The 11,770-nt window shown below is 73.8% G+C and carries 11 protein-coding genes; 3 read left to right on the top strand and 8 right to left on the bottom strand.

From position 1 onward, the window contains the following. Positions 1 to 2: 2 nt before the first annotated feature. The 7 genes from AB0G50_RS16420 to AB0G50_RS16390 all read right to left on the bottom strand — a co-directional run bounded on the left by AB0G50_RS16420 (position 3) and on the right by AB0G50_RS16390 (position 6,844). On the bottom strand, positions 3 to 218 hold the full coding sequence (locus AB0G50_RS16420; RefSeq protein ID WP_360108400.1) for an MbtH family protein: 216 nt from the start codon (positions 216 to 218) through the stop codon (positions 3 to 5). Positions 219 to 287: 69 nt separating this feature from the next. Next, positions 288 to 1,436, bottom strand: a complete 1,149-nt coding sequence (locus tag AB0G50_RS16415) for a methylaspartate mutase (protein WP_360108561.1) — start codon at positions 1,434 to 1,436, stop codon at positions 288 to 290. Between the two features lie 50 nt (positions 1,437 to 1,486). After that, positions 1,487 to 1,909 carry a cobalamin-dependent protein gene (locus tag AB0G50_RS16410; protein WP_360108397.1) on the bottom strand — a complete coding sequence of 141 codons (423 nt, stop codon included), beginning with the start codon at positions 1,907 to 1,909 and terminating at the stop codon, positions 1,487 to 1,489. 37 nt (positions 1,910 to 1,946) lie between these two features. Continuing rightward, entirely contained in the window at positions 1,947 to 3,197 is a 1,251-nt protein-coding gene (locus AB0G50_RS16405; RefSeq protein WP_360108394.1) for a glutamate synthase-related protein, read from the bottom strand. Next, on the bottom strand, positions 3,194 to 4,204 hold the full coding sequence (locus AB0G50_RS16400; protein WP_360108391.1) for an asparagine synthetase A: 1,011 nt from the start codon (positions 4,202 to 4,204) through the stop codon (positions 3,194 to 3,196). Before AB0G50_RS16400 ends, AB0G50_RS16405 begins: the two co-directional genes overlap by 4 nt. 16 nt (positions 4,205 to 4,220) lie before the next feature. After that, positions 4,221 to 5,291 (bottom strand): branched-chain amino acid aminotransferase, encoded by a 1,071-nt coding sequence (locus AB0G50_RS16395; RefSeq protein WP_360108388.1) that lies wholly within the window; start codon positions 5,289 to 5,291, stop codon positions 4,221 to 4,223. Next, positions 5,288 to 6,844 carry an MFS transporter gene (locus tag AB0G50_RS16390; protein ID WP_360108385.1) on the bottom strand — a complete coding sequence of 519 codons (1,557 nt, stop codon included), beginning with the start codon at positions 6,842 to 6,844 and terminating at the stop codon, positions 5,288 to 5,290. Before AB0G50_RS16390 ends, AB0G50_RS16395 begins: the two co-directional genes overlap by 4 nt. Before the next feature lie 293 nt (positions 6,845 to 7,137). On the opposite strand from AB0G50_RS16390, the gene AB0G50_RS16385 reads away from it, so the two are divergent. Next, positions 7,138 to 7,389, top strand: a complete 252-nt coding sequence (locus AB0G50_RS16385; RefSeq protein WP_360108382.1) for a hypothetical protein — start codon at positions 7,138 to 7,140, stop codon at positions 7,387 to 7,389. On the opposite strand, the gene AB0G50_RS16380 is transcribed toward AB0G50_RS16385, so the two are convergent. Continuing rightward, a complete protein-coding gene (locus AB0G50_RS16380) occupies positions 7,386 to 10,259 on the bottom strand; it encodes a BTAD domain-containing putative transcriptional regulator (RefSeq protein ID WP_360108379.1) in 2,874 nt (957 codons plus the stop codon). The two genes, AB0G50_RS16385 and AB0G50_RS16380, sit on opposite strands and share 4 nt — an antisense overlap. 207 nt (positions 10,260 to 10,466) lie before the next feature. Here AB0G50_RS16380 and AB0G50_RS16375 point away from each other — a divergent pair, with 207 nt between their 5' ends. Further along, positions 10,467 to 10,841, top strand: a complete 375-nt coding sequence (locus AB0G50_RS16375; protein WP_360108376.1) for a hypothetical protein — start codon at positions 10,467 to 10,469, stop codon at positions 10,839 to 10,841. Positions 10,842 to 11,152: 311 nt separating this feature from the next. Next, positions 11,153 to 11,509 (top strand): hypothetical protein, encoded by a 357-nt coding sequence (locus AB0G50_RS16370; protein ID WP_360108373.1) that lies wholly within the window; start codon positions 11,153 to 11,155, stop codon positions 11,507 to 11,509. Positions 11,510 to 11,770 lie beyond the last annotated feature (261 nt).

The raw sequence follows: 11,770 nt of genomic DNA, 5'->3' as shown, positions 1-11,770 counted from the left end.
CGTCAGGAATTGGCGATGGCGGCGACGAGGCTCGCCGGCCGCAGGTCGGTCCAGGTCCGCTCGATGTGCTCCAGGCACTCGGCGCGGGTCGTGGGACCGTGGGTGGTCGTCCAGCCGGCGGGCACCGCGATCGACGAGGGCCACAGCGAGTGCTGGTTCTCGTCGTTCACCAGCACCAGGTACACGCCGTCCTCGTCCTCGAACGGGTTGGTGGACATGGTTCTTCTCCTTACGGTGGGCGGGAAAACGGGGTGGGTCGGCGGCCGCCGGAGGGGGCGGCCGCCGGGTCAGCCGAGGGTGGCCACGGCGCTGTCGTAGGACTGCGCCACCCGGTTCAGGGCGGTGAGCAGGCCGGTGGAGCCCAGCGGCTCGGTCGTGCGGCGCGGCGCCTCCACGGGCATCGCGCCGACCGTCGACCAGCGCAGCCACCCGTGCGCGTCGACGTGGCTGCGCGCCGCGCCCGCGTTGTCCGGGTGCAGGCAGAACGGCACGTCGAGCAGACCGCGCCGGAACGCGTCGAGCAGCGCGGCGCCGGGGTCGTCGGACAGCTCGAGCACCGCCTCGACCAGCCGGGTGGCCTCGGCCAGCACGCCGGTGTCGACCACCGGAGGGCCGGTCCACGGCACACCGGCGCGCGCGGCGTCCTCCAGCGCGGCCACGTTCTCGGCCACGGTTGGGATCCGGTGCGCCTCGGCGACGGTCTTCACGATGATCCGGCGCGCGCCGGCCCGCACCGCGAGCCGGGCCGCGTCGGCCATCAGCAGCCGGGCACCGGTCGGCGTGCCCGGGAACACGCCCATGTAGGCGTACAGCACGACGTGCCAGTCCACGTCCGGCAGGAACCGGGCGGCCAGCGCGCGCAGCGCCGTGATCGCCTCCGCGTCCTGGTCGGCGTTGGTCTGCTGGGTGTAGCTCAGCGACACGCTGCGCACGCCGTGGTGCCGGAAGAACACCGCCTCCAGCAGCGACAGCGCCACCAGCAGGCCCGGCGGGCACAGCTGGCCCATCATGCAGCCGCCGAAGGTCTCCAGGTGCCCGTCGAACTCCTCGCAGGCCTCCGACCAGTGCGCCACGGAGTCGCGCAGCGGACGGCGGCTGTAGGGCAGGCAGTACGAGACGGGTCCGCCCTCGGTGGCGTCCAACCCGGCCGCGGTCAGCGCCCGGAACACCGCGCGCGGGTCGGCCGAGCCGTGCCGCACCTGCACCGGGAAGTCGGCGTCGGCGACACCGTCGAGCACCGCCCTGGTGGTGGCCGCGTCGTGGGTGACGATCGGGTAGCCGTTGAGCCCGACACCCGACCGCAGCGCGGCGCGGGCCGCCTCGTGGTCGCCGACCCTGGTGTAGCTGTCGACGGTGATCGTGCCGACGGTCGGCGCGTCGGCGTTCTTCACGGCCAGCAGCCCGGCGCGCATCACCTCGGGCGAGTCCATCCCCATCCGGGGCTGCACCACCAGGAGCGAGCGCCCGACCGCCGCCGCGAAGGTGTTCACGACGCGCTTCCCGCCAGCCGCAACGAGCCGAGCGAGGACAGGAAGGCGGTGAACCGGGACACGGCGCCGGCGTCGTCGAACACGTCGGTGAACCCGGCGGCGCGCAACGCGTCCGCGCGCTCCGGCTCGTGGCCGGTGGTGCCGAGCTTGCCGCCGATCACGACCGGCACGTGGTCGAGCACCCGCTCGGCGCGCACCGCGGCGAGCGACCTGGGCCCGTCGTGGTGCCCGTGGCCGTTGACCGTGCTGAGCACGACCAGGTCGGGCGGCGCGTCGACGCAGGACCGCGCCAGCAGGTCCGGCGGCACGCACGCGCCGAGGTTGACCACCCGGTGCCCCGCCTCCTCCAGCAGCAGGTGCAGGTAGACGAGGTTCCAGGTGTGGGAGTCGGAGGCGGTGCTGGACAAAACGATGTTCATGACTGCCCTTCTCGACGGCGGGTATCGAAACGGGTTCTCAGGTGAGCGGGGACAGCGCGAGATCGGCGGGCTCCGGGTGACCCGGCTGCCACACGTCCTCGGCGGACAGGTCGCCCGGCGCGTACTTGCCGAGCGCGCTGATCAGCAGCCGGGCCTCGAAGGCCAGGCACTCGACCAGCCGGCGCAACCCGTGCTCCGGGTCGGTGTCGACCGCGATCAGCGCGGCCCGGCCCAGTCCGACCGCGGTGGCGCCGAGCGCGAGCGACTTGACCGCGCGCACGCCCTCCCACATCCGGCCGGTCGCGAGCAGGCACCCGGTCGGCGGGCCGATCCGGCGCAGGCACTCGGCGAGCGGGAGGCCGACGTGGTCGAGGAACGCGGTGGGCGCCCAGCCCGTGCCGCCCTCGGCGCCGTCGACGGTGACGGCGTCCGCGCCGGCTTCCCAGGCGACCGCGGCGGCCCGCGCCACGTCCCGGCCGGGGTGCAGCTTCACCCACACCCGGGCGCGCGGGAAGTTGTTGCGCATCAAACGGATCTGGTGGCGGAGGATCTCGTCGGTGAACGTGCCGGGACTGCCCGAGCGCAGCACGCCCGGCCCGTCCCACAGCGCGTCGATCGCGTACTGCGCGTCGACCCGGGCGGCGGCCGCGCGGTCGAGCACGGTCATGCCGCCCAACCCCGGTTTCGCGCCCTGGCCCACCTTCAGCTCGAACCCGAGCCGGCCGGACTCCAGCAGCGGCTGCGCGGACGGGTCGCTGTAGACCAGGTTCCACACCTCGGCGTCCGCGTCCTCGGTGCTCTGCTGCACCACGACGCCACCGGTGTCCGGCGCGGCCTCGTCCAGGTACGCGCGGACCCTGGCCAGCAGACCGGTGGTCGTCGCCCGGTCCCGCGAGTAGCCGGTGACCGGCACGACGTTCTCGCCGATCACCATCGGCACGCCCAGCGCGCCCGCCTGCCTGCTCGCCGCCACCGACACCTCGGAGCTGCCGATCCGGGTGGAGCCGAACGCGGACAGGAACACCGGCAGCGCGGAGCGGAAGCCGCCGACGGTCGTCGCGAGGTCCACATCGGACTGGAGCGGCTCGCGGCCCAGGTCGATCAGCTTCTCCAGCCGGCGCGGCACGAACACCGGCGGCACCAGCCTGGCCGCGTCGAGCCCGTCGCCGGGCGCGGTGCTCTGGCCGTAGACCTCGTGACCGTAGGACTCGACCGGCGGGAACGCCTCCGCGGCGCCGTTGCGGGCCCGCGCGCGGACCTGCTCCTCGGGGAAACCGCCCGCTCTCACGGCGACACCTCGCCGGGGATCTTCGGGAAGGCGTTGACCTGCCACACCGCGTCCAGCCCGGTGAGGAACCGGTTGAGCCGCTCCAGGCCCATGCCGAACCCGGCGCTGCGCGGCACCCCGGCCTTGATCGCGTCGAGGTACCAGCGGTACTTGGCCGGGTTCTCACCGGTTTCCCGCATCCGGGTCACGATGGTGGCGTAGTCGGCCTCGCGCTCGCTGCCGCTGACGAGCTCGCCGAACCCGCCGGGCGCGATCAGGTCGAAGTTGCGCAGCCGACCCGGCTCGGTGGTGCTCTCCCGGTCGTAGAACCCGCGCGAGCCCTTGGGGTAGTCGGTGACGAAGAACGGCCGGGAAGCCTCGTGGGACAACAACTCCTCGTTGTCCCAGGCGATCTCGGCGTCCGGGCTCTGCTCCTGGCCGAGCCGGCGCAGCGCCTCGACGGCCTCCCGGTGCGCCAGCACGTCGAACGGCCCGTCGAGCAGGTCGGCGAACGCCAGCGGGTCGCGGCCCAGCACCTCCAGCTGGTCGGGCACGTCGGCCAGCACGTGCCGCACCACGTGGGTCAGCAGACCCTCGGCGATGGCCATCACCTCGGTGCGGGTCGCGCCCGCCACCTCCACGTCGATCTGGTGGAACTCCGCGAGGTGCCGCCGGGTGTTGCAGGTCTCCGGCGGTTCGGCGCGCACGTTGGGCGCGATGAAGAACAGCTTGTCGAACGCCAGCAGCGACGCCTGCTTGTAGAGGATGCCGCTGGTCATCACCTTGTAGCGGTGGCCGTAGTAGTCGACGTCGAGCTGCTTCGAGCCGCGCGAGCCGGGATCGGTGACCGGACCGATGATCGGCGGCAGCAGCTCGGTGAAGCCCTGCCCGCCGAGGTACGCGCGCGTCGCGCCCAGCAGCGACTGCTGGACCCGCATGGCGGCCCTGGTGGTGTCCGAGGCCAGGTGGTCGGCCGTGGCTGGTGGCCTGCGGTCGACCGTGGTCGTGTGCTCCATGTGCTTGTCCACCTCGGGTCTCGTCGGGTCAGCTCGCGGCCGGCGGCACGATCACGCGCCGCCACCCGCCCGGGTCCGGCGCCGCGCCGCGCTGGGTGTCGACCAGTTCCTGGCGCAGCCGGCGGGTGACGGGACCGGCCGTGCCGTCGCCGATCACCCAGTCGCCGTCGCGGTCGCGCACCGAGCCGACGGGCGTGACCACGGCCGCCGTGCCGCACGCGAACACCTCGGTGATGAGCCCCTCCGCGCACTCCGCGCGCCAGCGGTCCACCGAGATCCGCTCCTCGCCCGCCCGGTAGCCGAGGCGGTCGGCGAGCACCAGCAGCGACTCGCGGGTGACACCGGGCAGCAGCGTGCCGGTCAGCTCGGGTGTGACGACCTCGGTGCCGGTGGAGGTCTGCCGCACGAAGAACAGGTTCATGCCGCCCATCTCCTCGACCCACCGGTGCTCGGCGGCGTCGAGCCACACGACCTGCTGGCACCCGGCCTCGCGGGCCAGGTTCTGCGCGACGAACGACGGCCCGTAGTTGGCGGCGCACTTGACGTCGCCCGTGCCGCCCTCGACGGCGCGGCTGTGCTCACGGCTGACCAGGACGGACACCGGCGCGAGCGCCTGGTCGCCGAAGAAGCCGCCCGCGACGAACGCCATCAGCAGGAACCGGTACTCCGCCGACGGGCGCAGCATCAGGTTCGGCTCGGTCGCGAACATCAGGGGGCGCAGGTAGAGGCTGATCGACGGGTCGGCGGGCAGCGCCGTGTGGTCGAGCGACACCAGGTCGTCGATCGCGCCGAGGAACGCGTCCACCGGCAGTTCGGGCATCGCGAGCCGGCGCGCCGAGCGCTGGAACCGCAGGGCGTTGCGGTCGGGCCGGAACACCGACACCGAGCCGTCGACGCCGCGGTGCGCCTTGAGGCCCTCGAAGATCACCTGCGCGTAGTGCAGCCCGATGGTGGCCGGGTGCAGCGAGAGCGGCTCGAGGGGCCCGACGCGCCGGTCGTGCCACCCCTCGCCCTCGGTCCAGGTCAGGCTCACCACGTGGTCGGTGAACGCGTCGCCGTGGCCGGGGCTCACCGCGGGTGAGGACAGCTGCGTGGTCATGATCGGGTCCTTTCTTGGAGGTCGTCGCGCGCGGAGTCGTCACGCGGTTCGGTGCGGTGGGTGCGCGCCCCGGGCCGTTCGCCGTCGGCGACGACCGGCTCCAGGACGCGCCGGGCGCCCGGGGTGGCGGGCTCGTCCGGGCTCGGCCCGGTGGTCGCCCTCGGGGCGGGGTCGCCGTGCGCACCGGCCGCGACGGGGTCGAGCGCGGTGCCGTCGTGCGGGGTCGACACCGCGGCGGCACCCGGGCCGACGTCGTCCCGCGGGTCCGGTACCGCGGTGTCGGACGAGGCGTCCGGCGCGGGGTCGTCGTCCAGGCGGAGGTTGCGCACGTGCGGGCGGGAGAGGGCGAAGAGGAGGAGGGCGGCGAAGGCCGCGCCGAAGCCGATCGCGGTGGTACCCAGGCCGACGGTGCCCGCCAGCAGGCCGAAACCGGCGATCGCGACCGGCGCCAGGGCGTCGTCGGTGAGGCTGAGCACGGAGCTGACGCGGCCCACGTACTCCTCGTCGACGGTGGCCTGGAAGGCGCCCGAGAGCATCGGCGAGGCCAGGCCCGCCACCACGCCCAGCACGAACATCCCGGCCAGCGACACCCCGTACCCCGCGGTGCCGACCACGCCCAGCGCCGCGGCCTGGACGAACAGCAGCAGGATGGCGGCGCGCAGCGGTCGCTCCGGTCGCCGGCGCAGCGCGCCGAGCGTGCCCACGGCCGCGCCGACGCCGATCGCGCCGGTGAGCCAGCCGAGGCCCACCGCGCCCCACCCGCGCTGGGACACGTGCAGCGCGAGCCCGATCGCCACCACCGGCGACACGAAGACGTTCAGGCCGGACAACGTGATCACCAGGTCGCGCACCCTCGGCGTGGCGCGCAGGTAGCGGAACCCGTCACCCATGTCGGCGCGCACCGAGCCGCCGGAGGCCCTCGCGAGCGTGCGCCGGGGTTTGACCACCAGCAGCACGCCCAGCACCAGCACGAACGACAGCAGGTTGGCCGCCATCGCGCCGGACAGTCCCCAGACCAGCAGCAGGATCCCGCCCAGCGGCGCGCCCAGCACGCTCGCGATCCGGTCCATCAGCTGGCGCAGCGCGGACATCCGGACCAGCTCGCCGCGGGCGACCAGCTGACGGGGGAACGCGCTGGACGCCGGCACGTAGAACGCCTCGGCCACGCCGAACAGGAGTCCGACCGCGATCAGCAGCCCGGCCGAGACGCCGGCGGCGGCGAGCACGACCAGCGCGCCGGCCAGGACCGCGATCCGCGCCACGTCGGCGATGAGCATCATCCGGCGCGCGTCGACCCGGTCGGTGAGCGCGCCGCCGAGGATCGTCAGCAGCGCGCGGGGCACGGTGGCGCAGGCCAGCACCAGTCCGGCCAGCTTCGGGTCGCCCAGCTGCACGGCGGTGAACGCCAGCGCCACGAACCAGATCTCGTCGCCGACCAGCGAGACACCGGTGGCGAACACCCAGCCGAGCGCGCGGCGGTCCCGCCACAGCGACGGCGCCACCACCTCGTCGGGCGGCCGGTCGGGACGTGCCTGGGGATGCGCCGGACTCATCGGGCCCTCCGAGTGGTTTTCGTCGCCCGCCGGTGCCGGCGACGATGGCCAATCTCGGGTAACGCGCTATCGCGCCGACATCACGGCACGATCGAGGGGGCTATCCTGGTTTCGCGAGGCATTTCCCGGCCACCCCTAATCCGAGGCTTGACCTGCGGCGATAACTTCTCGCTAAACGCTCGGTACCCGCAGGATAGCGGCACGATCACCTTCGTGATAAGCCCGGGATTCCACCGGGACCTAACTTTTGGGGCAGCCGGAAACCGCCACCGCCGCACCATCAGGAGAACACCATGTCGCTCACCCGGATCGCCACCGCCACCGCCGTCGGCGCGCTCGTCCTCGGCTTCGGCGCGGCAACCCTGGGAGTCACGTCGGGCACCGCGACGGCCGCCACGAACCCGTGGGACGGCAGAGCGCTCGGCACCAACCCGTGGGACGGCACACCCGCGTCGGGCGGCGACACCACGCCCGCGCCGGGCAGCAACCCGTGGGACCTCGCGCCGACGCTGACCACCCCGGCCGGCAGCAACCCCTGGGACTAGCCCTCGGCGGCCACGGCCGTCGGCGCGAACGCGGAGGAGCGTTCGCCGAGCCGGGTCAGCACCCGGGCCAGGTCGAGCCGGATGCCCGCGGCGCCGCAGTGGTCCAGGATCCGCTCCCGGACCACCAGCGCCTGCTCGAAGTAGTCCCGCGCCTCGGTGTCCCGCCCCAGCGCGACGGCGACGTCACCGAGGTCGCGCAACAGGTGCCCCTCGCCGATCACGTCGCGGCTCTCCCGCACCATGTCCAGCACCCGGCGCAGGGTCCGCGCGGCCTGCCGGTGCTCGCCGGCGCGCACCTGCACCTGACCCATGCGCCGCAACGTGTGCGTGACGCCGCCGACGTACCCGACGGACCGGCAGATCTCCATCGCCTCGGCCAACTGCGCCCGCACCTGGTCGTGGTGCCCGTGCCGGGACAGCACGTCGGCGCGCTGGGTCAGCACGATCGCCCGCCCCACCACGTCCTCGGCGCGGTCGAAGTCGCGCAACGCGTCGGCGTAGAGCACCAGCGCCTGGTCGTCGTCGCCCGCGCGGCGGGCCAGCAGGCCGAGGTCCCGTCGGCACAGCGCGAGCCCGCGCGGGTCGTCCAACTGCCCGAACAACTCCAGCGCGGCCTTGAGCGCGGCCTCCGAGCGGGCCTGGTGGCCGCGGTTGACGTGCAGCGTGCCGAGCGAGCCGAGCACCGCCGCGATGCCCCTGGTGTTGCCCGCGGCGCGGACGGCCGCCAGCGCCTGCTGGTGGGTGCGCTCCCAGTCGTCCAGGTAACCCCGGGCCTCGTACAGCGTCACGGACGTGACGGCGAGGTCCCAGCACAGCTCGTCCAACCCGGCCTCGGCGGCCTGCGCCACGGCCGCGCCGAGGTTGGCCTGCTCGCCGTCGAGCCACTCCATCGGCTCGGCCGCCACCTGCTCCAGGTAGGACACCGGCGGCCGCCACCGCTTCCCGGCGCCGTGCAGCACGGTGTAGTCGCCGCCGTAGATCCGGCGGTGGGCCAGTTCGGCCAGCGCGAGCCACCCGCCGGTGACCCGTTCCACGGCGCGCAACCGGGCTTCCGGTTCCACTTCGGCCAGCAGCTTCTCCCGGGCGAACAACCGCACGATGTCCTGGTAGCGGTAGCGGAACTCGCCGGTGCGCTCGACCGTGGCCACGTCCAGCATCTGCACGTCCACCAGGGGTTCCACCAGGTCGGACGGGTAGGGCGCGTGGTCGTCGAGCACCGCGCCCGCGATCCAGCCGGGCAGTTCGGGGCCCTCGGCGAGGCTCAGCAGGCCGAACAGACCGCGCGAGCGGCGGTCCAACCCGTTGTGGGTCAAGGAGAGGCTCGCCCTGATGGTCATCTCGCCGTGCGCCAGCTCGTCCAGCCGGTGCCGCTCGTTGGCCAGCCGGTCCACCATGGACGCGAGCGACCAGTGCGGCCGCGCGGCGAGCCTGGCCGCGATGATCCGCAGCGCCAGCGGCAACCCGCCGACGGTGCGCACGAGCGCGGCGGCGGCCTCGGGCTCGCGGTCCACCCGGTCCGCGCCGATCACCCGACCCAGCAGTTCCAGCGACCGCGCGTGGTCCAGCACGTCCACCTCGACCTGGCGCGCGCCCGGCACGCCGGTCAGCCGCGAGCGGCTCGTCACCAGCACGGCGCAGGTGGCGCCGCCCGGGAGCAGCGGGGTCACCTGGCTCTCCGCGCCCGCGTCGTCCAGCACCACCAGCACCCGCCGCTCGGCCATCAGCGTCCGGTACATCTCGACCCGCTCGTCCAGTCCGGCCGGGATCAGCGGGCCCGGGATGCCGAGTGCGGGCAGGAACCGGCCGAGCACGTCGACCGCGGCGCTGTGCTCGGCGCGGGTGCCGCGCAGGTCGCAGTACAGCTGGCCGTCGGGGAAGTGCTCGGCGACCCGGTGCCCGACGTGCGCGGCGAACGTCGTCTTGCCGCTGCCGGGCCGACCGGTCACCACGACCACGCCCACGGCCCGGCGCTCGCCCCCGACGAGCACCGACTCGGCCGCGCGGATCTCGTCGTCGTGGCCGACGAAGTCCGCGGTGTCGGCGGGCAGTTGGCGCGGCCGCTCGGTCCGCGGCGCCTCCACCGCCCTGGCCGGTCTCTCCGCGGGCTCGAGCCCGTGGCCCGCCAGGATCGCGCTTTCCAGCAGCCGCAACCGTTCCCCGGGTTCCAGACCCAGTTCCTCGACCAGCAGGTGCCGGCCGACCCGGTAGACCTCCAGCGCCTCGCCCTGCCGCCCGGCGCGGTGCAGCGCGACCATCAGCACGGCGCGCAACCGTTCCCGCATCGGGTGTTCGTGCACCAGCCTGGTGACCTCGCCGACGAGGTCGTGGTGCCGGCCGAGTTCGAGTTCCAGCTCCAGGTAGTCCTCGGTGGCCGCGAGCCGCTCCTCGTCCAGCCGCAAGGCCTTGGTGCGCAACGCCCGGTTCGGCAGCCCGCTCAGGCAAGGCCCGCGCCACAGCGCGACCGCCTCCCGCAGCAGGGCCGCGGCGGCCGCCCGGTCACCGGCGCGCACCGCCGTGCGGGACTGCGCCACCTTGGCCGCGAACACGTGCATGTCCAGGGTGTTCGCGCCCAGCCGGAGCTGGTAGCCGGGAGGGCGGGTGGTGATCGGCAGGTCGACGCCGGCGTCGACGAGCGACTTGCGCAGCCGGGACAGGCAGATCTGCACCTGGGTGCGCGCGGTGTCCGGCGGCAGCTCGTCCCACAGCGCGTCCACGATGTGGTCGGTGCTGACCACCTGGTCGGCTTCCATGAGGAGCAGCGCGAGAACCGCCTGCTGCCGTCCCGGCGTGATGCGCACGGGACCCCTCGGCCCCTCGACCTCGATCGGCCCGAGAATGCGCAGTTCGGTTTTCCGCAGCACCGACTCCATGCGGCCGTCCCCCTTTTGCCCTGCGATCCCGCCGGTCAAATGTATGCAGCTCACAGGTGCTGTGTACATCCGGCGGATGCCCGCGAAATCGGGCCATCCGGAGGCCCTGTTACGACTTCACCTACCCCTGCGCGGGGAAACCGCGGTGATAGCGGCGGGGATGTCGGCGTGCGGCACGCTGGGCGAAGGCACGCGAGAGGAGAACCCATGACGCCCGGCGACCCGCGCATCCCCCCGAGCGCCGCCACCGCCGCCGCGGGCGTCGACCACGTCCGGTTGTCGTACCTGTACCTGGACGCGGGCGACCTGGACGCCTACGCCTCCCTGCTGGACGAGGCGATCCAACTCGCCGAACCGGAAACCCCGCCGGCGTGCGGAAGGGTCGAGGCGACCCGCCGCGCGGCCCGCGAGGACGGCACCCACCAATTGTTCAAAGTCGTGGCGGAAGGCGACTGCGTGGTCGCCGTGGGCCGCTACACGGCCCCCGCCAAAGCCTACGACTTCGCCGACCTCTTCACCCTCTCCCCCGAAGCCCTCCTCCTCACCCGCCACCGCTTCTACTACCTCCCGCCACCCTCCTGATCAGCCGCTCAACACTCCCTCAACAGGGGTCTTCCACGCTGGGACGAGACCGAGCGAAGGAGGACTCCGATGGCGTCCACGACGGTGGGGCACAGACCCCCGGCCACGACCGACGACACCCAGTGGGAGGGGGCCGCGTGAGGGGGGCGCGGCTTTTCCGGCACGGGTGGCGTTAGCGGCACGGTCGGGTGGACGGGCGGCTCCACGGGGTGAATCGGGTTGGCCGTGGGCGGGGTGACGCAGTCCCCTGGGGGTGGTTGCGTCCCCGGCCGGGAGGGGTCGGGGCGGCCGATCGCAAGGGGGAGCTTGTGATGAGCGCATTCCGTGGGGCCGTCGTGTCGTTGCTCGCGGTGCCGTTGGTGGTCGCGGGTGTCGGGGTGGCGCAGGCCGGGCCGGAGGCCCGGGGTGGGTGTGGTGAGGTCGCGAACCCGTCGATCCGCGGGGCTCGGGCGCACTGGGAGTTGAGCTGTGCCGGCGGGCAGATCAGGGTGTCCGGGTACGTGGAGGACACCTCCGCCAACGGGCGGTGCGCGAAGGTGAAGGCCGTGTTCCCCGGTGGTGACTCGGAGTTCAGCGAGCCGGCGTGCCCGGAGGGCAACCGGAAGCACTTCGACTGGCGGCACCCGGGTTCCACCGTGTCGGTGTACCTCTTCGAGTACGAGGTCTGAGGACCCGGTCACGGCTGGGCCGAGCCGGGCGGGGCGCCGCGGACCGCGAGGCGAAACGCGGCGCCGCCCCGCTTCGGCGGGGACCGGGACGCCAACCCGGTCCGCCTGGCGGCTCCCCGTCCGCGACCGGGACGGCGACGTCGTGGTCGTCCCGGACTTCGTCGCCGCCGTGCTCCACCAGCATGTCGCCGGTCCGGTAACCCCGGGCCTCGCCCCAGCCGACGGTCACGCCCTGGTGGCCGGGCAACCGGCGCAACCCGG

The organism is Actinosynnema sp. NPDC020468, from assembly GCF_040642015.1.
Taxonomy (GTDB): Bacteria; Actinomycetota; Actinomycetes; order Mycobacteriales; family Pseudonocardiaceae; genus Actinosynnema.
The sequence above is the reverse complement of the archived record's forward strand: the minus strand, read 5'-3'. Positions and strand labels throughout refer to the sequence as shown.

Bases quoted from the DNA above. Each gene is read 5' to 3' on its own strand.
- AB0G50_RS16420 (WP_360108400.1), bottom strand. From the start codon at position 218: ATGTCCACCAACCCGTTCGAGGACGAGGACGGCGTGTACCTGGTGCTG.
- AB0G50_RS16415 (WP_360108561.1), bottom strand. From the start codon at position 1,436: ATGGGGATGGACTCGCCCGAGGTGATGCGCGCCGGGCTGCTGGCCGTG.
- AB0G50_RS16410 (WP_360108397.1), bottom strand. From the start codon at position 1,909: ATGAACATCGTTTTGTCCAGCACCGCCTCCGACTCCCACACCTGGAAC.
- AB0G50_RS16395 (WP_360108388.1), bottom strand. From the start codon at position 5,291: ATGACCACGCAGCTGTCCTCACCCGCGGTGAGCCCCGGCCACGGCGAC.
- AB0G50_RS16390 (WP_360108385.1), bottom strand. From the start codon at position 6,844: ATGAGTCCGGCGCATCCCCAGGCACGTCCCGACCGGCCGCCCGACGAG.
- AB0G50_RS16385 (WP_360108382.1), top strand. From the start codon at position 7,138: ATGTCGCTCACCCGGATCGCCACCGCCACCGCCGTCGGCGCGCTCGTC.
- AB0G50_RS16380 (WP_360108379.1), bottom strand. From the start codon at position 10,259: ATGGAGTCGGTGCTGCGGAAAACCGAACTGCGCATTCTCGGGCCGATC.
- AB0G50_RS16375 (WP_360108376.1), top strand. From the start codon at position 10,467: ATGACGCCCGGCGACCCGCGCATCCCCCCGAGCGCCGCCACCGCCGCC.
- AB0G50_RS16370 (WP_360108373.1), top strand. From the start codon at position 11,153: ATGAGCGCATTCCGTGGGGCCGTCGTGTCGTTGCTCGCGGTGCCGTTG.